The sequence below is a fragment of the Streptacidiphilus jeojiense genome (genome assembly GCF_000719095.1).
In the GTDB taxonomy this organism is placed as follows: Bacteria; Actinomycetota; Actinomycetes; order Streptomycetales; family Streptomycetaceae; genus Streptacidiphilus; species Streptacidiphilus jeojiensis.
In genome coordinates this window covers 283,399-303,444 of record NZ_JOEH01000006.1, presented here as the reverse complement: position 1 = coordinate 303,444, position 20,046 = coordinate 283,399, and the positions used below count along the sequence as shown (strand labels likewise).

Genomic DNA, 20,046 nt, shown 5'->3' with positions numbered 1-20,046 from the left:
GGTACGTCAGTTCTCGCCGCCCCCGCCGCTGCGCAGCGAGTCGACCACGTCCTCCACCACGTCCTCCACGTCCTCCGCCGAGACCGGCTCGTCGCCGACCGGGGAGGGGAGTTCGCGCTCCACCGGCACGGCACCGGCCCTCACCGGCTTGACGCCGCCGGTGATGGCGGACGCCGCCGCCGCGATCAGGCAGGCGGCCAGCGCGAACCAGAACGCCACGCTGAGGCCGTCCTGGAACGGCCCGGTGACCAGGTGCGGGAAGAAGCTGCGGCCGGTGAGGTAGCTCGCCTTGTCCGCCGGGATCTGGTGCAGCACCGGCCCGAGCAGCTGCTGCATCGGGTTGTAGCCCAGGAACGCCGCGAACAGCACGGCCAGCGGCGGCAGTTGTGAGATCGAGTGGGCCGAGGCAGCCGGCACGCCCTGCGCGGTCAGTCCGCTGTACATCGCGGACGGCAGGTTCTGCGACAGGCCGATCACGATCAGGCTGAAGAAGATGCCGATCGACAGCACCATCGCCGCGTTCTGGAAGGTCGCCGTCATCCCCGCGCCCACGCCGCGCTGGCGGCCCGGGATCGCGTTCATGATCTGGGCCCGGTTCGGGGAGGCGAACAGCCCGGCCCCGAGGCCGTTCAGCACCAGGATCGCGGCGAAGGCCCAGTACGGGAAGTTCACCGGGAGCACCATCAGCAGCCCGAAGCTGAGCGCGTTGAGCAGCGCACCCGCCACGGTGAAGATCCGCGAGCCGAAGCGGTCCGAGAGGATGCCGGAGATCGGCGCGGCCACCAGCAGACCCACCGTCATGGGGATCATGTAGATGCCGGCCCAGAGCGGGGTGTCCTGGAAACTGTAGCCGTGCAGCGGGAGCCAGATGCCCTGCAGCCAGATGATCAGGATGAACTGCAGGCCGCCCCGCCCCAGCGCGGTCAGCAGGCTGGCCAGGTTGCCGGCGGTGAAGGCCCGGATCTTGAACAGCGACAGCCGGAACAGCGGGTCCTCGACCCGGGTCTCGATCCAGACGAAGAGCAGCATCACGATCAGCCCGCCGACCAGTGCGCTGATCACCCAGGGGTTGCCCCATCCGGTGGTGCTGCCGCCGTAGGGCTGGATGCCGTAGGTGATGCCGACCAGGATCGAGATGAGCCCGACCGCGAAGGTGAGGTTGCCCCACCAGTCGATGGTGGCGGGCTGCCTGGTGCCGGTGTCCTTGAGTTTGAGGTACGCCCAGATGGTGCCGAAGATGCCGACCGGGACCGAGACCAGGAAGATCCAGCGCCAGCCGACCGGGCCGAGCACGCCACCGAGGATCAGTCCGATGAAGCCGCCGGCGATACCAGCGATGACGTTGATGCCCAGCGCGGTGCCGCGCTGGTTGACCGGGAACGCGTCGGTGATGATCGCGGTGGAGTTGGCGAAGATCAGCGCGCCGCCGACGCCCTGCACGATCCGCCAGCCGATCAGCCACAGCGCCGCCTGGCTGCCGCTGCCCCAGGTGAGGGAGAGCAGGATGGAGCAGACGGTGAACAGCAGGAAGCCCATGTTGTACATGCGGACCCGGCCGAACATGTCGCCGAGGCGGCCGAAGGAGACCACCAGCACCGCGGTGACCACCATGAAGCCCATCATCATCCAGAGCAGGTAACTGGTGTTGTGGGGGTCCAGGGGGTTGAGCTTGATGCCGTCGAAGATGTTGGGCAGTGCGATCAGCACGATCGACTGGTTGATCATCACCATCAGCATGCCGAGGGTGGTGTTGGACAGTGCGATCCACTTGTAGTGCGGGCCGTGCGGACTTGGGTGACCCTGCGGTCCCTCCGCTGCTGGGGAGGCGGCGGACCGGGAGGGCGATGAATCGCCGACCATATGGGGACTCCATTTCAGTGGTTGCTACCTACAACCTTCCCAGGCAGGGTATCGATTGTCACCTGATCGGATCAGCGCACCCCCAGGACTTGCAGTGTGGGGAGACAGGGACCACTCCGGCGCACGCCGGAAGTTTTCTCGGATTGCTTCCGGGGGGATGTAGAGAAACCGGTCCCGGCTCCGACCAGTCAGCGAGAGCGTCGAAGGACGCACCACCGCAGCGACACAGCGACACACCGACACACCGACCCTGAGGGAGAACACCATGAAGTACATGCTGCTGATGCAGTTCAGCCAGGTCTCCGCCGGCTTCCCGTCGATGGACCGGTGGACGAAGGACGAGATCGCCGCGCACATCGGGTTCATGCGGGACGCCGACCAGGAGATCGCCGCCCGGGGCAAGCTGGTCGACGCCCAGGGCCTCGCCTCCCCCGACCAGGCCAGGATCGTCAGGGCCGGTGCCGACGGCGGCGCAGCGGTCATCACCGACGGCCCGTACCCCGAGACGAAGGAGTTCCTGGCCGGCTACTGGATCGTCGACTGCCCCACCGCCGAGGCCGCCTACGACCTCGCCGCCTACCTCTCCACCGCACCCGGCCCCGGCGGACGCCCGCTGAACATGCCGATCCACGTCCAGCCGGTGCTGGACGCCCCGCCGATCCTGGAGGACTGAGCGCCACGGAGGGCGGGCAGGGGAAGCGCATGACGGCGACGAACACGCGGACGAGGAGCGCGGAACGAGGGCTGGGCGTTCTGGGAGTCCCGACCAGCGCGGGCTCGCACAACCCCGGCCAGGAGAAGGCCCCGGCCGCCTGGCGCGCGGCGGGCCTGCTCAAGGAACTCAGCGGGCACGGCCTCGCGGTGGAGGACTTCGGCGACCTGCCGGTACAGCGGCACCGGCCCAGCCCACCGGTGGACGGCGTCCGCGACCTGGAGCGGGTGGCGGAGACCGCCGGCCGCACCGCGGCCGAGGTCGCGGCGGTCGTGGCGACCGGACGGCTGCCGCTGGTGCTGGGCGGCGACTGCACCATCACCCTGGGCGCGGTCGCCGGGCTGTCGGCCCGGGGCACCACGCCCGGCCTGGTCTACTTCGACGGTGACGCCGACCTGAGCACCCCGGAGACCACCGACTCCGCCGTCCTGGACACCATGGGGACGACCCATCTGCTCGGCGACGGCGCCCCCGCCCTCGCCCGCCTCGGCGGCCGCCACCCGCTGCTCCCCGCCGACCACATCGCGCTGCTCGGCTTCGACCCCGCCGAACTCAGCACCGAGCACTGGGGCCGGCTGGCCGCCCACCGCCTGCACGCCACGCCCGTGGCGGCGGTCCGCGCCGACCCGGCGGGCGCCGCCGTGGCGGCGCTCGCCCACGTCGAGGCACGGGCGGAGTCGGTGCTGGTCCACTTCGACGTGGACGTGCTGGACACCGGCGCCTTCCCGCTCGCGAACTTCCCGCACTTCAACGGCCTGACACTCGATCAGGCCGAATCCGTCCTGGCCCGCCTGTGCGCGAGCCCGGCCTTCGCCGGCCTGGTGGTCACCGAGGTCAACCCGGACCACGACCCGGAGGGCGAGCTGCTGCGCCGGCTGGCGGAGGTACTGGGCCGGGTCCTCGCCGGCGCCGTACCACCCGGCGTCAGCGGGCGGCCGGCTGGCGGTCCTTCGGGGTCGTCGGTCGCAGGATGACCGAGGGGGTGCGGCGGGAGCCGGACCAGGCGGCCGGGACGGCGTCGATGTCGTAGGCGAGGCGGTAGGCGAGGTTCTCATAGTTGACCCGCCAGCCGCGGAAGTGCGGCCAGGCCTGCTCCGGGGTGCGCTCCATCGGGAAGCCCTGCTGGCGCATCCGCTCCACGCCCTCCAGGAACGACCCGTAGTCGAGGTCGAGCGGGTCGTCCGGCATCGGATCGGCGCTGTAGGGGATGCCCCGGACGTCGGCGAGGTCGCGCAGGCAGACGTAGCCGGCCCGCAGCGCCATCCGGGCCGGGGTCTGCGGACGCCGGGACGGGTTGAAGGCCAAGCTGAGGGCAGCCGCGTCGAGGACCGACAGCAGCGAGACCATCCAGTTGCGGGTGGCGCGGGCCGAGCGGAACTGGATCAGCACCGGATAGGTGGTGTGGCTCTCGTTGACCTGGGCGGCCCAGCGCTCCCAGTTGCTGAACAACTGGTCCAGCGAGTCCAACAGCTCCGCCTGGGAGTAGCGGGCCAGGATCTCCGGCCCCCAGGGCGGGCTGCCGGAGCGCGACTGGAGCAGGGTCACCTCCGCCTCCCTGGCCGCGTAGGCGCTGTAGAGGGCGGGCAGGTAGCCGATCTGCAGCGCGATGACGATCGGGCCGGTGGCCGCCGCGCAGAAGTCGACGGCGGTGAGCGCGCTGCGGTTGCTGCTGGCGAAGCCCAGGGTGAACAGCGACGACCCGGCCTCGTCCAGCGCCGCCTTGACGCCGAGATCGCTGACCGCCGCTTCGAGCAGGGCGTAACCGACCAGGAACGACAGCAGCCACAGCACCAGCGTGACCAGCAGCGACAGCGGTGCGACCGGGGCCAGCACCTTGTCCTTGCGCTCCACGCTGGAGCAGCGGTCGGCGAGCAGCTGGAACGGCACGAACAGCGTCGCCAGCACCACCCGGGTGAAGCCGGAGCTGGAGGGCCGGGGCATCACCAGGGTGCGCACCACCGACGAGAACACACCGAGGACGGCGAGGGCGCCGATCACTCCGAGCAGGGGCCGCACGTGGTTTCCTTCCGTCCGCGCCGCACCGGGTGGGCACCGGGTCAGCACCGGAGGTCACCCTACGCGGCCCCTGTGACGGATGTGTCCCTCTCGCTGTGTCGCCGCCCTGCCGCTCAGCCCGGCCGCTCAGCCCTGCGGCTCAGCCCTGCGGCTCAGCCCAGACTGACTCCGTGGGCGGCGAGCCAGCTGATCGGGTTGATGTCGGAGCCGTACTGCTCGGTGGTGTCCACCTCGAAGTGCAGGTGCGGACCCGTCACATTGCCGGTGGCGCCGGACAGTCCGAGCTCGGTGCCGGCCGAGACGGTCTCGCCGGTGTGCACATCGATCCGGGAGAGGTGGGCGTAGAGGCTGTAGCGGCCGTCGGCGTGCCGGATCTCGACCATCTTCCCGTAGGCACCGCCCCACTCGGCCTTCACCACCGTGCCGGCGCCGACCGCGTGCACCGTGGTGCCGACCGGGACGGCGAGGTCCACACCGGTGTGGTGACCGGCCGCCCAGGCGCCGGGGACGCCGTAGCCCTCGGAGATCACGTAGTGGGCGCTGATCGGTGCGACGAAGGCGGCAGCCTTGCTGGACTTCGCAGTGGACGTGGTGTGGTGGACGACGCTGGTCGCGACGGTGACCTCGGCGGCGGGCTTGGCCGCGGCCGACCCGGTCCAGGTGAGGCGCTCGCCCGGCAGGATGAGATTCGGGTCGCTGCCGACGACGGAGCGGTTGGCCGCGTAGAGGGCCTGCCAGCCGCCGCTGATGTGCAGGCTCTCGGCGATGCCGGACAGCGTATCGCCGCGGCGGACGGTGTGCTCCTCGGTCTTCCCGGAGGTGCTCGGCGCCTTGACGGCCGCCTTCTTGACGGCCGTCTTCTTGACACTGGCCTTGTTGGTGGCGGCCTTCTTGACAGTGGCCTTCTTCGTGGCGGCCTTCACCGCAGGCTTGGGGGCGGGCTTCTCGGCCGCCGCCGCAGCGCCGTTGCTGCGGGTCAGTCCCGCGCGGACCGAGCAGACCGGCCAGGCCCCCGGCCCCTGACCCTGCAGCACCCGTTGGGCGACGGTGATCTGCTCGGCCTCGGTCGCCCGGTTCGCCGTGCTCGCGTAGTGCTCGCCACCGTAGGCCGCCCAGGTGGCGGCGGTGAACTGGAGTCCGCCGTAGTAGCCGTTGCCGGTGTTGATCTGCCAGTCGCCGCCCGACTCGCAGGCGGCCACCTTGTCCCAGACCGACGACGTCGCGGCATGGCCGGGTGCAGCGACCAGCACCGGTATCGCGGCGCCGACGGCGGTCGCGCCCGCGGCCTTGGCCAGGGTGACGCCGGCGGCGTTGGGCGGTTGCGGTCTGCGGTGGCGTCCGTTCGAAGGGATCATGCCGTGGGCTCCTCACAGTGGTGACAGGTCGTGGGAAATCGCAGAGAGGTATCGGGTCTGCGTCAGATGCGTCTGTAGCGGTACCGGTGTCCGGATCCTGGTCTGCGCCGGTGCGTACGCCCCCGGCCGGCGATCGAGTCGAGGAGTTCGAGGGTCTCCGGCTCGTAGTCGAGGCACCCCAGGGCGTCGTTGACCTGGGCGAGCCTGGTGATGGTGGCGGCGACGTGGTTGCCGAGCCCCGAGGTGGCATAGAGGCGGATCAGACCCCGGTGCAGGATCTCGGCCTCGGGGACGGCCGCGAGCCCGCTGTGCAGCGCGGTCTCGCAGCCGTTGAGGTCGCCGACGGCGAGGCGGCGCTTGGCGAGTTCGTGGGAGGCGTCGATGATCGCCGAGACCATGTCCTGGCGGTAGGGCTCAGCCCAGGGGTACAGGTGGTGCGAACCGGCGAACGGGCCTCCGCGCACCAGGTCCAGCGCCCGGCGCAGCGCCGCGTCCTCCGCCGGGCCCGAGGCGTTCATACCGTGCCGGTACAGGTCGTGGAAGTCGGTCCAGTCGCAGGTCACGGCGGGGTGCAGCCGCCTGGCGGCCGGGTCCAGATAGGGAACACCACCGGGCGCGACCCCCAGCCAGTCGCGCAGCCGGGACAGCGCCGCGGTGCGGATCTGCTGGGCCCTGCGGCCGACCGCGGCCGGTCGTCGGGCGGCGTAGGGGACGGGATGGATCACCGCGTCCACGAGTCTGGGGTCGGGGTCCGGATGGGCCGCCAGCAGTGCGGCCAGGGCGGTCAACTGGCTGGTGAGCGCGGGTTCGGCGAAGCCGTTGGTGCCAATCAGCCGCACCGGCCCGAGCAGCAGGATGCGCGGGGCCGGAGCCAGCGGCCAGCCGTCCTCGCCGAGCGGCGGCGGCGGCCCGGTACGCGAAGGCGGTACCGGGGGCTGCGGCAGCCGGCCCTGTACCGATGCCGGTCCGTGGCCGTGGCTTTGGCCTTGGCCCTGGCCCTGGCCCTGACCCTGGCGCTGGCGCTCGCCGTGTCCCTGCCCCTCCGCTGCCTGATGCGCCCTCAGGCCGCCGCTCAGTGACGGGATCAGTCCGCCCCGGTGGCCCGGGACGGGCCGGCCCGCGCCCGGCAGGTCGGGGTCGAGCAGCGGGACGGAGGTGGCCGAGGCCGGGGTGCCGCCACCGGTCGCCCGGGAACGGGTGGCCAGTACCGGGATGACGAAGGGGTCGTCCCGGTCGGGTTCGGCCTCCGGATCGTGGCCGGTCCAGTCCGGTGCCGGTTCGTCGGAAGGCCGTCGGCTGGTGGCGAGCAGGCTCAGCGCCGCCGCGTACTCGTCCGCCGTCAGGCGTTGCAGCTCGACGGCGAAAGGCAGCCCGTCGGGCGAGCCGTGATGACCGGGGCGGGCGTCGACATGGAGTCCAGGCCCGGCCGTCGCCGGGGTGACCGCGGCGATGCAGCGGTGTTCCTCCCCGGACAGGACCCAGTCTAGCTGCGCCAGCTGACCCTCCGTCAAGGTCTGGTCGGTGCAGAGCAGGGCGGGCACCCAGAGCTCGGTGGCCACGCCCTGGGAGCGGGCCGAGCGAGGGTGGGGGACCTGACATTCCGTCAATGAGTCGACCAGCGCCGACCGGTGTCCGGCCAGACCGGAGAGGGCCTGGTCGGTGCTGCCGCAGACGGCCATCCGGTCGCCGCCGAAGGCCTCCTCGGCGCTGGCCGGGCCAGGGCTGCCGACGGCGAACAGCCGGATCCGGTCCGCGAGCGGGCTCGCCGCGAGTTCAGCTGTCAGCGCCCGGCTGACGGCGGCGACCTCCTCCGGGCTGCCGTCCAGGTGCAGATGCCTTACCTGCTCCAGGTCCACCAGGACGTGCACCCCGTCCAGGGTGCGGCCCAGGGTGACCAGCGCCGGATAGGGGGCCGGGACGACGCCGGCCCGCTCCTGGGCGATCAGCTCGGCCTCACGGGCGCGGCAGCGCCAGATCCGCCCGTCCGGAGAACCCTCGAAGGGCGCGAGCGGTGGCGCCGGAACCGCCAGGTGCAGGTCGACGGTGCCGCCGGGGCGCAAGGCCACGGCGGTCAGCGGGGGCAGTTCGGCCCCGGTCTCCAGGCAGGTCATGCCCAGGGTGCGCAGGGTGCGGTCGAGCAGGTCCAGCCCGGTCGGGTCGGCCACGGCCCGGAGGAACGCCTCGTACTGCTGCTCCTCGACGTCGGGCATGGGGATGCGCCGACGCGGGGGCCTGCGGCGCTGCTGGCGGACCCGGTTGCGGACCAGCAGCCCGACCAGGCCGGCGGCGAGGAGCGCGGCGGCACCGAGGGCGGGGAGCCGGACCGGATCTCCGGCGTGCGGCGCGACCGGCGCCGGCGCGGCGGGTCCCTGGGCAGCGGCCCCGGCGGCGGCAGGGTCCGGCACCGCCTCCTCGGGTACGGACCGGTGCGCGGGAGCGGGTGTCGGTGTCGGCGTCGGCGTCGGCGTAGGCGTGGGTGTCGGCGTAGGTGTCGGTGCCGCAGTGGGACGGGCGGACGCGGGCGCCGCACCCGGGAGCCGGAGTTGCTCGCCCGGCTGGATCACATCCGGATCGGCCCCGATGACCTGCCGGTTGGTGGCATAGACGGATTCCCAGCCCCCACTGACACGGTGCTCCTCGGCGATTCCGGTGAGGGTGTCACCCTGGTGCACCGTCACCGTGGTTGAGGTTTCGGGTGAACCCTTCTGAGTAACCGTCACCGCATCGGCCGGCATGGCCAGTTGCCAGCCGGGCGAGAGCGGTGCGTCCGCCAGGAAGACCGCTCCGGTCGCGTCCATCACCCGCCCCTGGTTGAGCCGGGCGATCTCCTGCCAACGGTCACCGCTGCCCAGCCGGGACTCGGCGATGGACCAGAGCGTCTCGGCCGGGCGGACCGCCTGCACGGTGTGCACGGTATAGGAGGCCGCGGCAGTGGCGGCGGCCTTCGCGGCACCTGTCGGCGCGACGGCCGGCGGCGCGGTCGCCGAGACCGCCGCGGCCGGTGCCGGGAGCGCGGCAGCGAACGCTCCCGAGGCCGGCAGCAGTGCGAACACCGCACCGAGCAGCGCGGCGGCGGACCGCTGCGACCAGCCCAGCGCCGGGATCCGGCGCGGGACCCGTCCGCCGATCCGTGCCGCGAGTTCGACCAGCACCCCCAGCGCGAAGCCGGCCCAGGCCAGCCAGCCGATCGCGGCAAGCACCCAGACCAGCAACTGCCCCTGGTCGGGGGCGCTCATCAAGCCGCCCAGGCCTTGGCCGCCGAACGGTCCGCCGTCCCGGGCCAGTGCCAGCGTCCCGTACAACAGCACCAGCGGCAGCCCGGCCAGCAGCGCCGGCAGCAGGACCAGCCCGGCGCAGCCGCGTACCAGCACCGGCCGCCATCCGGGCAGCGCGCCGTGCCGCCGCCGCATCGTCCGCCCGGCGGCGGAGGCGGAGGCGGGAGCGGCGTCGCGCGACTGCGGGCCCATGGCCCTCCCCCTCGGGCGCGCCGACGCGGCACGCCTGACACCTAGAGTGACGCCTCGTCACTGTGATCGGTAGGGGACATGGCAGATCCATGGGTGAACACGTGGTCACGGCAGTTGAACCGCCGTCAGCGACCAGGCGCGATCGGTCTAGACATCGGTGTCGGGTTCGCGCAGGAAGAGCCCGAGTCCCAGGGCCAGCACCGGGACCACGCAGATGACGGCCAGCACCGCCTGCGGCCCGTGCGCGTCCGCAAGCACGCCGAAGGCCGGGGAGATCAGCCCGCCGATGCTGACGGCCAGTCCGAGGGTGACGCCCGCGGCGGTTCCCGGACGCGAGGGCAGGTAGTCCTGCCCCAGCTTGACCAGCACCGCGAAGGGGATGTTGAGCGCGACCCCGGACAGCAGCGCGAACAGCAGCGGCAGTGCTCCGCCCGGCGTCAGCCGCAGGCCGACCAGCAGCGGGACGGCCAGGACGGCGCCGAGCTGGACGGTGCGGACCATGCCGATCCGGTCCGAGATCCGCCCGCCCAGCAGGGTGCCCAGCACTCCCCCGCCGAGGAAGCAGGCCAGCGCGGTGCCGGCCAGCGCCCGGCCGGTGTGCAGCTCGCGCAGCCAGTACAGCTCGATGAAGGTGTTGACGCCGAAGAACGCCACCGAGCGGACCACCTCGATCGCCGTCAGCACCAGGAACGGGTTCCACTGGTCGCGGCCCGACCTGGCCGGGGCGCCGGCGGTGAGCTCGCCGTGCCGGCGGCGGTTCCGCAGCAGGGCGAAGGCCATCAGCACGGCCGGCGGGATGAACAGCGCCGTGGCGCCGACGCCCCAGGCCACCAGTGCCGGGGTGGCCAGGACCGGGGCGAGGAAGAATCCGACGCTGCCGCCCGCGGCGAAGATGCTCATCGCCCCGGCGCTGTCGCCGGCCGCCTCCCGGGCCGAGCGCCCGGCGGCGGGGTGGAACATGGCCACGCCGAGCCCGGAGAGCAGGATCAGCGTCCACACCAGCGGATACGTCGGGACCAGCCCCGACAGTCCGAGCCCGAGGCCGGCCAGGCCGACCCCGGCGGCCGCCAGCCAGCCGGGGCGCAGCCGGTCCACCAGTACCCCGATGAACGGCTGCGGCACCGAACTGCCCAGCGTGGCGGCCATGGTGAGCCCGGCCGCGGCGACGTAGCCGTAGTGCCGGTCCAGCACGAAGTAGGGCACGCTCGCGGGCACCAGGCCCTGGTAGAGGTCGTCGACGGCATGGGCCGCGCCCCACAGGCGCATCCGCTGCCAGGTGGTCGGCCCGGAACCGGCCGCAGCGGGCCGGGAGGGCAGTGTCGAACCGGGAGAACCGGGAGAACGGGGAGGACTCTGCATGCACCCAGGATTTCGCCGACGTCCTGGTGCGGGCTACCAGTATCCTGCCTACTTGTGTCGGTAACCCGCCTGCCTCTGCCCGGCCCGGACCGGAAGTCGCTCACCCACCGCGAACGGGTCGAGTGGCACGACCACGAGGTCCACCAGCTGATCTACCCCAGGTCCGGGGTGCTCCAGGTGTCCACCGGCCTCGGCGCCTGGGTGGTGCCGCCGCACCGCGCGGTCTGGGTGCCGGCCGGGGTGCCGCACGCCCACCAGGCGCACGGCCCGACCCAGATGTACAACCTGATCTTCGAGGCCTCGGTCAATCCGCTGCGCGTGGACCAGCCGACCGTGGTGGCGGTCGGCCCGCTGCTGCGCGAGGTCATCACCGCGCTGATCGAGGACCGGGACGCGGACGAGCAGGCCAGGGCCAACCTGGAGCGGGTGGCCCTGGACCAGCTGCGCCGGGTGCCGGCGCTGCCGCTGCATCTGCCCTCCCCCAGCGACCCCCGGCTGCGGGACATCACCGAGCTGCTGCTGGCCGACCCGTCCGACCCGCGCACCCTGGCCCAGCTCGGCGCCGCGATCGGCGCCGGCGAACGCACCCTCAGCCGGCTGTTCCGGGAGCACACCGCGATGACCTTCCCGCAGTGGCGGACCCAGCTGCGGCTGCACCACTCGCTCAAGCTGCTGGCCGCCGGAGCCTCCGTCACCACCACCGCGACCGCCTGCGGATACAGCAGCACCAGCGCCTTCGTGGAGTCGTTCCGGCACGCCTTCGGCAGCACGCCCGGACGCTACCGGCGCGAGGCCGAAGGCTTCTGATCCGCCGCTCCCCCGGACGGCCCGCCCGGGGCGCGAGGAGCCCCGTTTTCTGCTAAAATTGGTCTATACCACAATGCTTTTTTCGGCTTTGCCCGACTTTGCCTCGACTGTGATGGGACCAGCATGGAAATTGTGATCGTTCCCGACGCCGCCGCCGGCGGCGAGCTCATCGCGGCGGCGATCGCCGACCTGCTGATCCGCAAGCCGGACGCCCTGCTGGGCGTGGCCACCGGCTCCACGCCGCTGCCGATCTACGAGGCGCTGGCCACCAAGGTCCGTGAGACCGACCTGGACGTCAGCCGGGCCCGGATCTGCCAGTTGGACGAGTACGTCGGCCTGCCCAAGGGCCACCCCGAGTCCTACCGGTCGGTGGTGCTGCGCGAGGTCGTCGAGCCGCTGGGCCTGACCGAGTCCTCCTTCATGGGTCCGGACGGCAGCGCCGAGGACATCGCCGCCGCCTGCCTCGCCTACGACCAGGCACTGGCCGCGGCCGGCGGCGTGGACCTGCAGTTGCTCGGCATCGGCACCGACGGCCACATCGGCTTCAACGAGCCCTGCTCCTCGCTGGCCTCCCGCACCCGGATCAAGACGCTGACCGAGCGGACCAGGGTCGACAACGCGCGCTTCTTCAACAACCTGGACGAGGTCCCGCACCACGTCATCACCCAGGGCATCGGCACCATCCTGGAGGCCCGCCACCTGGTGCTGCTGGCCACCGGCGAGGGCAAGGCCGACGCCGTGGCCCTCACCGTCGAGGGCCCGGTTTCCGCCGTGGTCCCCGCCTCGGCGCTGCAACTGCACCCGCACGCGACCGTGGTGGTCGACGAGGCCGCCGCCTCCGGCCTCAAGCTGGCCGACTACTTCCGCGCGACCTGGGCCGCCAAGCCCAGCTGGCAGTCCATCTGACGAGCGCGCACCGCTCCCCGGTCACCCACGACGGCCCCGCCCCGGACACCCCGGGTCGGGGCCGTCGTGCTGCCGCAGCCGGTCCGCAGCGTGTCCGCGCCGACGTCTGTCCGTCGGAGTGGTAGCGGATATACCGTGTCCGCATGTCTGCCCCCAGCCATGCCACCAGTCATGCCACCGGCCCCGCCGACACTCCGCTCTTGACCACCACCATCGGCGCCGACCTGGACCGGATCACGGCCCGGTACGGCGACCGCGAGGCACTGGTCGACGTCCCCACCGGACGCCGATGGACCTACCGGGCCTTCGGCGCCGAGGTCGACGCCGTGGCCCACGGGCTGCTCGCCCTGGGGGTGGCCAAGGGCGACCGCGTCGGCATCTGGTCCCCCAACTGCCCCGAGTGGGTCTTCCTCCAGTACGCCACCGCGAAGATCGGCGCGATCCTGGTCACCGTCAACCCCGGCTACCGGACCCATGAGCTGGAGTACGTCCTGAACCAGGCCGGAATCCGCACCGTGGTCGCCCTGCCGGCGCACAAGAGCTCCGACTACGCGGCGATGCTCGCCGAGGCAGCCCCCGACTGCCCGGCCCTGCGCGACACCGTGCTCATCGGCACCGAGTCCTGGGACGCCCTGGTCCGCGTCGGCCGCGCCGCTGCGGACATCGACCCGGACCGGCTCGCCGCCATCGGGGCGCAGCTGGACCCGGAGGACCCGATCAACATCCAGTACACCTCGGGCACCACCGGCTTCCCCAAGGGAGCCACCCTCTCCCACCGGAACATCCTCAACAACGGTTACTTCGTCGGCGAGTTGTGCCACTACACCGAACAGGACCGGATCTGCGTGCCGGTGCCCTTCTACCACTGTTTCGGCATGGTCATGGGGAACCTCGCAGCCACCACCCACGGCTCCTGCGTGGTCATCCCGGCCCCCTCCTTCGAGCCCGCCGCCACCCTGGCCGCGGTCGCCGCCGAGCGCTGCACCTCGCTCTACGGCGTGCCGACGATGTTCATCGCCGTCCTGAACGACCCCGGCTTCGGCGGCCACGACCTGTCCAGCCTGCGGACCGGCATCATGGCCGGCTCGCCCTGCCCCACCGAGGTGATGAAGCAGGTGGTCGAGCGGATGGGCATGAGCGAGGTGTCGATCTGCTACGGCATGACCGAGACCTCGCCGGTCTCCACCCAGACCCGCATCGACGACACCCTGGAGCAGCGGGTCTCCACCGTCGGCCGGGTCGGACCGCATCTGGAGGTCAAGGTCGTCGACCCGGACAGCGGGGCCACCGTTCCGCGCGGCGGCAACGGAGAACTGTGCACCCGGGGCTACTCGGTGATGCTCGGTTACTGGGACGAGCCGGAGCGCACCGCCGAGGCGGTCGACGCCGAGGGCTGGATGCACACCGGCGACCTGGCCGCCATGGACGAGGACGGCTACGTCACCATCACCGGCCGGATCAAGGACCTGGTGATCCGGGGCGGCGAGAACGTCTATCCTCGCGAGATCGAGGAGTTCCTGCTCACCCACCCCGACATCATCGACGCCCAGGTCGTCGGCGTCCCCGATGAGAAGTACGGGGAGGAGCTGATGGCCTGGGTGCGGCTGCGCCCCGGCGCGCCCGAACTGACCGTCGCGGCGCTGCGGGAGTTCTGCACCGGGCGGCTGGCGCACTTCAAGATCCCGCGCTATCTGCACCTGGTTGACGCCTTCCCGATGACGGTGACCGGGAAGATCAGGAAGGTGGAGATGCGTGAGGAGTCGATCCGGCTCCTCGGCATCCCCAAGCCTTCCTGACGGACAGCCTTCCTGACGGACAGCCTTCCCGACGGACTGCCTCCCTGACGGACAGCCCTACAGCCCTCCTGACGCTCAACATTCTTGACGGCGGGTCAGCTCTGTTTCGGGGAGCAGTGGTAGAGCTTGCTGCCGGCCACGCCCCCGCCGTAGGCGGCGGGCGGGACGACGGTGCAGTTGCTGGTGACCCAGCCGGTGGCCTGGGCGGCGACGGTGGTGGCGACCGCGTCACCGGCACCGCCGGCGCCTCTGCCGGTGCCGTGGCCGGCGCCGAAGCTGCCGCCTCCGCCGGCCGCACCGCCGCCGCCACCGCCACCCCCACCAGCACCGAAGTCCAGCGGCCGGTCGCTGAGCAGCACGTAGCCGAGCTCACCCGCACTGACCTGCTGCTTCAGTGACGCGAGGGTCGGCGACGGCGCCTGGTTGGTGAATCCGCCGATGGGCAGCACCGCCGCGTCCGAGGCCAGGATGTAGGGGGAGGCCAGCGCCCAGTTGTTGGTGGCGAACAGGTAGCGGGCGCCGTCCCGGTTGGCCTTGGTGTAGCCGAGCAGGCTCCGCTGAGCGGTCGTCAGTGTCCCCGATCCGCGCATCACCCCGGCGAAGGCCGCCATGGCGGGGTCCACCGTCTTGGGCGCGAAGCCCCACATCCGCCGGGCCGGGGGCCCGACCGCGCCCATGCCGGAGTGCCCGTACGCCGGGTCGAGCACCGAGGAGCTCCAGGCGGCGGGGGCGACCAGCATCGCCACCAGCCCGGCGGCGAACCCGGCCGCGGCCAGGCGACCGAGGCTGCGGAACCGGGGTAGCCCCGGCAGTGCCAGCGGCACGGCCAGCAGCAGCACCGAGACCAGGCCGACCAGCAGCACCGCGGGCATGAGCAGCGGCAGGAAGGTGGGGTAGCCGTGGGTCAGCCGTGCTCCCCATCCGGCCGTCACGGCCACGGTGGCGGGCAGCGCCCAGGCAGCGGCGCCGCCGCGCCGGTAGGCGCGCCACAGCAGCACCAGGCCCGCGCCGCCCAGCGCGGCCAGCGGGGCGGCGACCACCCCAAGGTAGTAGGTGTGGCCGTTGACGCTCCCGGCGCTGAGGACCAGGAAGAACACCGCGAACCAGGTCCCCCAGAGCAGCAGCCCGGCGCGCAGGGTGTCGGTTCGCGGGGCGCGGCGGCGCTGGAGGAAGCCGAGCAGCAGGGTGGCCAGGGCCAGCGGATAGAACCAGCCGGTCTGTGCGGCCATGGGACCGGTCAGCAGCTTGGTCCAGCCACCGTCGCCCCTGCCGCCGCCACTGCCGCTACCGCCGCTACCGCCGTGTCCGGCGCCCTGGGCGACGGCGCCGGCGCCGGTGCCGGTGCCGGTGCCGGCGTTCGCGGCGCCGTGGTGGGCGCCTGCGGCTCCCCCGCCGCCCATTCCTCCGGCGCGCACGGTCTGCACGCTGCCGGTGTCGGCGGCGTTGACGCCCACGGAGGAGAAGCGGTTGAGGAAGTTGTAGCCGACGACCATGCTCACGGCCGAGTTGTCGGTGCTGCCGTCGACATAGGGACGGTCCTGCGCCGGGGTGAGGGTGACCAGCAGCATCCAGGACGCCGACACCGCCAGCGTGACCGCTCCGGCCAGGCCGAGGTGGAGCAGCCTGCGCCGCAGCCTCGCCGGGGCGGACAGCCCGTACACCAGCGCCAGTGCCGGCAGTACCGCGAAGGCCTCCAGCATCTTGGCCTGGAACGCCAGCCCGACCCAGACCCCGGCCAGCAGCAGCGACCGCAGTCTGGCGTCGCGCGCGGCGCGCTGGGTGGCGTCGGCGGCGAGCAGCAGGAGCAGGGTGAAGGCGGGCTCCTCGACGGCGGTGCGGAACAGCCCGGCCACCACCGGCGTCAGCGTGAACAACGCGGCCGCGAACAGCGCCGCGTTGACGCCGGCCCAGCGCCGCACCGCCCGGTGCAGCACCAGCACGCTGAGCACGCCCTCGATGACCTGGGGCAGCGTCAGCGCCCAGGCGTGGAAGCCGAAGACGCGGGCGGAGAGGGCCTGCGGCCACAGGAAGCCGGGGAGCTTGTCCAGGGTGATGGTGTTGCCGGGGTCGAAGGACCCGTAGACGAAGGCCTTCCAGCTCCCCGCCATGCTGCGCACCGCGTCCGCGTAGAAGGGGTGGTAGCTGCTGTGTCCGATGTCCCAGGCGTAGAGCAGGGTCGCGACGGCGGTGATGACTATCAGGGCGGGGCGGGCGTAGCGGGGTTGCGGTGCTGCTTCGGTCCGGGGGGCTGGGACAGCCGTGCTCGTCGCGATCGTTGCCATGGCTCGGAGTCTGCCGGGGCCCCGGTCGGGGGCCCCGGCACGCAACACGACGAATCCGGACTTACCAGGTAAATATGGTGTTTTCTTGACGCGGAGCAGGGATTCCGTTTGCCTGACTCACAGACACGCCCGGCTTCAGGCGGATGCGGCGGCCAGCGCGGCCCGCGCCTCGTGGTGGGCCCGGTGCAGCGCCTCGGTCGCCGGGACCTCGATGTCGGGCTGCACGCCGACGCCCTCCCAGTCGGTCCCGGACACCGGGTTGACGGAGCGTCCGGTGGGGATGGTCGCCTCCAGGTGCGGGTGGACGGTATAGCCCTCGCGGGGGTGGGCACCGCCCCGGCTGCGCTCGCCGACGACCACGGCCCGGCCGAGCTGCTGCAGGTTGTAGGTCAGTTCCTCGGCGCCGGAGAAAGTGGTGCCGCTGGTGAGGACGTACAGCGGCTTGCTGCCGCCGAAGCGCGGGCCGGGGACGTACGGCAGCGTCCAGGACTGGGCGTAGGTGTCGCCGTCGCGCCAGTAGTTGGTGTTGAGGTGGGTGGACTCGTCCAGCAGGTAGCTGCAGATGAAGGCGACGGTGTCGGGGCTGCCGCCGCGGTTCCGGCGCAGGTCGATGATCAGGGCCTCGGCGCCGGCGACCAGGTTGAGCGCGGCGATCAGGGTCTCCCCGACCGCACCGTCCTTCAGCGTCATCGGGAAGATGATCGGCGCCAGCTCCAGCAGCACCACCCCGCCGTCCAGCCGCTGCACCAGCGGCACGCCGTTCAGGGATCCGTCGGCCTCCCGGGTGACCTCGGCCAGCACCGCGCCGCCGGGCTCCTCCGGGACCTGCTCCGCGTGGAACTTCAGCCGCAGGTGCTGGTCGCCGTTGACGGACCGGAGGTCCTCGGTGACCAGCACGGCCAGCTGCTCGGCGGTGCCGGCGGCGGCGTAGCGGCCCGTCCCGAGGTTCGCCAGCAGCAGCGCGGACAGCTGCTCGGCGACCTCGGGGAAGACGTAGTGCTCGGCTATCAGCTTGGCGGTGTCGGTGACGATCCGGTCGGTGTCGAGCGCGGCCATGGAGACTCCCCGTGAGTGGAACCAGTGTGTCGGTGCTTCCGTCAGCAGGAGTAGAGCACGCCACTTGAAAAAGCGTCAAGAGACATAGACACTTGGATGCCATGGAGCCCTTGCAGACACGCGACCTGCCCCCTGCGGACGAACTCCTGGAGGTCGACAGTGCGGTCCAGTTCAAAGCCCTCTCGCACCCGCTGCGGCAGCGCCTGCTCTTCGCCCTCGCCCGCCGCGCCACCATGAGCCAGCTCGCCACCGCACTCGGCGCCCAGAAGGGCAATGTCGCGCACCACCTCCGGGTGCTGCGTGACGCCGGGATGGTCCGCGTCGTGGAGACCCGCCAGGTGCGGGGCGGAACCGAGCAGTACTACCAGCGCACCGCCCGCCGGATGACCTTCGCCGGCCACCAGTCCGCCGCCACCGCCGCGATGTTCGGCGCGGTCGCCGAGGAACTCGACGAGTCCACCGGCGAGCCGCTCCTGCTGCTGCGCCACGTCCGATTGACGGAGGCTCAGGCCAAGCGCCTGAGAGCCGAGTTGGAACGCCTGGTGGAGACCACCGAGGAGGCCGGCGCCGACGAGCCCGTGCACGGGGTGCTGGTCGCCCTGTACCCGCAGGGAGACCTGGGCGCGGGCGGCACCGACCTTGGCTCCGCAAGGGAGTGAATCCCCCTCTGCCGGGGCCGATCCCGGCGCGGGACCGATCCCGGCGCGGGACCGATCCCGGCGCGGGGCCGATCCCGGCGCGGGACCGCATGCTCGCCGATCGGGGGGTTCGCCGATCGGCGGGGTCACCAATCGGAGGGGCCGTCGACCGGAGAGGTCGCCGACCGGAGGGGTGCACCGCACATGAGCGACGCCGAGGCTGAGACCGCTACCGGATCAGTGACCGGGGCCGAGGAACTGGCCGCCGCCAAGGAGCGCTCCTGGCGCACCATGGCGGCGATCGACGCCGCCTTCGCCGCCGGGGAACTCGACCAGGCCGGCTGGCACGCCGCCGTCCTCGCGGTACTGGAACCGGCCTATCTGGCCGCGGACAACCCCCGCGCGCAGTCCGGCCACAGCGGTGACGCCGCCCACTGGCGGCGGGCCCGGGGCCTGCTCGTCTATGCGCTGCCCGAGCAGGGCGGCAGCTTCCTGGACATCGGCTGCGCCAACGGCCATCTGATGGAGACCCTGACGGACTGGGCCGCCGAACGCGGCACCGTGATCGACCCCTACGGCGTGGACATCTCCCCGCGCCTGGCTTCCCTGGGCCGGCAACGCTGCCCGCAGTGGGCCGACAGGATCTGGTCCGCCAACGCCATGGGCTGGCAGCCGCCGCGCCGCTTCGACATCGTCCGCACCGGCCTGGACTACGTCCCGCCGGCTACGCGGCCCGCCTATCTCAAGCATCTGATGACCAGGGTGCTGGTACCCGGCGGCCGTCTGATCGTCGGCGTCTTCAACGAGGAGACCGACCGGGACACCCTCGAACAGGAGGTGGCGTCCTACGGCTCGTCCATCCTGCCAGGGGGCCCGTCGAGCGGCAGCCCGTCGAGCGGCGGCCCGTCGAGCGGCAGCCTGTGGAGCGGCGGCCCGTCCTGCGTGACGGGACGGACGCGTAGGCCGCACCGCCACCCGGCGCTGAGCTACAAGGCCTTCTGGATCTCCGGCAAGGGGCCGGGATGAGCGGGCCCGTAGCGGCCACCTGGGACCCCGGCGCCGCGGGGGTGCTCCGGCTCCCCTCGGGTCGGCTCGTTCGCGGACGGGCGCTGCGCCGCCCACTCCCGGCAGGTCCGCTGCCGGAGTTCGCGCTCTATCTGCTGGGCCGTCAGCCACCCCGGGTCGACTGGGAGGCCAGGTGGCTGCACTGGCCCGACTTCCGGCTGCCTGCCGACCGTGCGGTAATCGCGGAGGCGCTGCAGGAGGCCTGGTCCCGAGCCGCGACGCAACGCGTCGAGCTCGCCTGCAGCGGCGGCCGCGGCCGTACCGGCACCGCACTCGCCTGCCTCGCCGTCCTGGACGGAGTCCCCGCCGACCGGGCGGTCGCCTACGTCCGCGCCCACTATGCGACCGGTGCGGTGGAAACCCCCTGGCAGCGCACTTTCGTCCGCCGCTTCGACGAGCGGCCGTCATAGGTCACCCTGGCGTCAGTCCTGGGTGACCCCCGCCGGTCTGCCGGCGACCGAGCCCCCTTCCAGGGAGCGTGCAACCCGTGCGTGTCTGCTCCAACTGAACCACCGTCATCTCCGTGGGGCACGAAGGTCCATGCACGGCCGGGGTGGCTCGCTCGCGCTCGCGGCAACCACGAGGGGGCGGGCTTGTCCCGGTTTCGGGGACAGGTTGGGCCTCGGACAAAGAGCGCTTTCGGTGGGCGTGCGGAGGTTCGACTTGCAACCGTTCATGCAGGTCAGGGGCCCTATCGGTGAGGGTTTTGACGGTGGGTCAGGATAGA

At 72.2% G+C, this 20,046-nt stretch carries 15 protein-coding genes; 8 read left to right on the top strand and 7 right to left on the bottom strand.

Translation table 11 applies throughout. The annotated features are described in order from the left end of the window. Positions 1-6 precede the first annotated feature (6 nt). The gene (locus IF29_RS0109790) at positions 7-1,860 is read right to left on the bottom strand and encodes an MFS transporter (RefSeq protein WP_084713824.1); all 1,854 of its coding nucleotides are present in this window, start codon (positions 1,858-1,860) and stop codon (positions 7-9) included. Between the two features lie 265 nt (positions 1,861-2,125). Here IF29_RS0109790 and IF29_RS0109785 point away from each other — a divergent pair, with 265 nt between their 5' ends. Further along, a complete protein-coding gene (locus IF29_RS0109785; RefSeq protein WP_030252408.1) occupies positions 2,126-2,533 on the top strand; it encodes a YciI family protein in 408 nt (135 codons plus the stop codon). Between the two features lie 29 nt (positions 2,534-2,562). Next, complete coding sequence (locus tag IF29_RS0109780; protein WP_051725110.1) at positions 2,563-3,546, top strand: arginase family protein; 984 nt, start codon at positions 2,563-2,565, stop codon at positions 3,544-3,546. Here the strand turns inward: IF29_RS0109780 and IF29_RS0109775 are convergent. The 4 genes from IF29_RS0109775 to IF29_RS0109760 form a co-directional block, all read right to left on the bottom strand. Further along, positions 3,497-4,588, bottom strand: a complete 1,092-nt coding sequence (locus tag IF29_RS0109775) for a hypothetical protein (RefSeq protein WP_030252404.1) — start codon at positions 4,586-4,588, stop codon at positions 3,497-3,499. The genes IF29_RS0109780 and IF29_RS0109775 overlap by 50 nt on opposite strands. A gap of 152 nt (positions 4,589-4,740) precedes the next feature. Then, positions 4,741-5,943, bottom strand: coding sequence for a transglycosylase family protein (locus IF29_RS48470; protein ID WP_030252402.1), 1,203 nt, complete (start codon positions 5,941-5,943; stop codon positions 4,741-4,743). A gap of 62 nt (positions 5,944-6,005) precedes the next feature. Beyond that, the gene (locus tag IF29_RS0109765; protein ID WP_030252400.1) at positions 6,006-9,410 is read right to left on the bottom strand and encodes a LysM peptidoglycan-binding domain-containing protein; all 3,405 of its coding nucleotides are present in this window, start codon (positions 9,408-9,410) and stop codon (positions 6,006-6,008) included. Positions 9,411-9,557: 147 nt separating this feature from the next. Continuing rightward, a complete protein-coding gene (locus IF29_RS0109760; protein WP_030252397.1) occupies positions 9,558-10,769 on the bottom strand; it encodes an MFS transporter in 1,212 nt (403 codons plus the stop codon). A gap of 54 nt (positions 10,770-10,823) precedes the next feature. On the opposite strand from IF29_RS0109760, the gene IF29_RS0109755 reads away from it, so the two are divergent. The 3 genes from IF29_RS0109755 to IF29_RS0109745 all read left to right on the top strand — a co-directional run bounded on the left by IF29_RS0109755 (position 10,824) and on the right by IF29_RS0109745 (position 14,278). Then, the gene (locus IF29_RS0109755) at positions 10,824-11,576 is read left to right on the top strand and encodes an AraC family transcriptional regulator (RefSeq protein WP_030252396.1); all 753 of its coding nucleotides are present in this window, start codon (positions 10,824-10,826) and stop codon (positions 11,574-11,576) included. A 123-nt stretch (positions 11,577-11,699) separates the two neighbouring features. Continuing rightward, positions 11,700-12,482: a glucosamine-6-phosphate deaminase gene (nagB, locus tag IF29_RS0109750; protein ID WP_030252394.1), complete on the top strand. Its 783-nt coding sequence runs from the start codon at positions 11,700-11,702 to the stop codon at positions 12,480-12,482. Positions 12,483-12,625: 143 nt separating this feature from the next. Continuing rightward, a complete protein-coding gene (locus IF29_RS0109745; RefSeq protein ID WP_030252393.1) occupies positions 12,626-14,278 on the top strand; it encodes an AMP-binding protein in 1,653 nt (550 codons plus the stop codon). Between the two features lie 95 nt (positions 14,279-14,373). On the opposite strand, the gene IF29_RS0109740 is transcribed toward IF29_RS0109745, so the two are convergent. After that, positions 14,374-16,560, bottom strand: a complete 2,187-nt coding sequence (locus IF29_RS0109740) for an ArnT family glycosyltransferase (RefSeq protein ID WP_157623669.1) — start codon at positions 16,558-16,560, stop codon at positions 14,374-14,376. 135 nt (positions 16,561-16,695) lie between these two features. After that, the gene (locus IF29_RS0109735) at positions 16,696-17,616 is read right to left on the bottom strand and encodes a S41 family peptidase (RefSeq protein WP_030252389.1); all 921 of its coding nucleotides are present in this window, start codon (positions 17,614-17,616) and stop codon (positions 16,696-16,698) included. Between the two features lie 101 nt (positions 17,617-17,717). Here IF29_RS0109735 and IF29_RS0109730 point away from each other — a divergent pair, with 101 nt between their 5' ends. From IF29_RS0109730 to IF29_RS0109720, 3 genes are all read left to right on the top strand, one after another. Then, positions 17,718-18,275 carry a winged helix-turn-helix domain-containing protein gene (locus tag IF29_RS0109730; RefSeq protein ID WP_051725109.1) on the top strand — a complete coding sequence of 186 codons (558 nt, stop codon included), beginning with the start codon at positions 17,718-17,720 and terminating at the stop codon, positions 18,273-18,275. Between the two features lie 183 nt (positions 18,276-18,458). Continuing rightward, the gene (locus IF29_RS43360; RefSeq protein WP_051725108.1) at positions 18,459-19,280 is read left to right on the top strand and encodes a class I SAM-dependent methyltransferase; all 822 of its coding nucleotides are present in this window, start codon (positions 18,459-18,461) and stop codon (positions 19,278-19,280) included. Next, positions 19,277-19,729: a protein-tyrosine phosphatase family protein gene (locus IF29_RS0109720; RefSeq protein ID WP_030252383.1), complete on the top strand. Its 453-nt coding sequence runs from the start codon at positions 19,277-19,279 to the stop codon at positions 19,727-19,729. Before IF29_RS43360 ends, IF29_RS0109720 begins: the two co-directional genes overlap by 4 nt. Positions 19,730-20,046 lie beyond the last annotated feature (317 nt).

What these genes read in the sequence shown, in the direction of transcription:
- nagB (WP_030252394.1), top strand. Translation starts at nt 11,700, where the DNA reads ATGGAAATTGTGATCGTTCCCGACGCCGCCGCCGGCGGCGAGCTCATC.
- IF29_RS0109790 (WP_084713824.1), bottom strand. Translation starts at nt 1,860, where the DNA reads ATGGTCGGCGATTCATCGCCCTCCCGGTCCGCCGCCTCCCCAGCAGCG.
- IF29_RS0109745 (WP_030252393.1), top strand. Translation starts at nt 12,626, where the DNA reads ATGTCTGCCCCCAGCCATGCCACCAGTCATGCCACCGGCCCCGCCGAC.
- IF29_RS43360 (WP_051725108.1), top strand. Translation starts at nt 18,459, where the DNA reads ATGAGCGACGCCGAGGCTGAGACCGCTACCGGATCAGTGACCGGGGCC.
- IF29_RS0109740 (WP_157623669.1), bottom strand. Translation starts at nt 16,560, where the DNA reads ATGGCAACGATCGCGACGAGCACGGCTGTCCCAGCCCCCCGGACCGAA.
- IF29_RS0109765 (WP_030252400.1), bottom strand. Translation starts at nt 9,410, where the DNA reads ATGGGCCCGCAGTCGCGCGACGCCGCTCCCGCCTCCGCCTCCGCCGCC.
- IF29_RS0109735 (WP_030252389.1), bottom strand. Translation starts at nt 17,616, where the DNA reads ATGGCCGCGCTCGACACCGACCGGATCGTCACCGACACCGCCAAGCTG.
- IF29_RS0109730 (WP_051725109.1), top strand. Translation starts at nt 17,718, where the DNA reads ATGGAGCCCTTGCAGACACGCGACCTGCCCCCTGCGGACGAACTCCTG.
- IF29_RS0109780 (WP_051725110.1), top strand. Translation starts at nt 2,563, where the DNA reads ATGACGGCGACGAACACGCGGACGAGGAGCGCGGAACGAGGGCTGGGC.
- IF29_RS0109720 (WP_030252383.1), top strand. Translation starts at nt 19,277, where the DNA reads ATGAGCGGGCCCGTAGCGGCCACCTGGGACCCCGGCGCCGCGGGGGTG.
- IF29_RS48470 (WP_030252402.1), bottom strand. Translation starts at nt 5,943, where the DNA reads ATGATCCCTTCGAACGGACGCCACCGCAGACCGCAACCGCCCAACGCC.
- IF29_RS0109760 (WP_030252397.1), bottom strand. Translation starts at nt 10,769, where the DNA reads ATGCAGAGTCCTCCCCGTTCTCCCGGTTCTCCCGGTTCGACACTGCCC.
- IF29_RS0109785 (WP_030252408.1), top strand. Translation starts at nt 2,126, where the DNA reads ATGAAGTACATGCTGCTGATGCAGTTCAGCCAGGTCTCCGCCGGCTTC.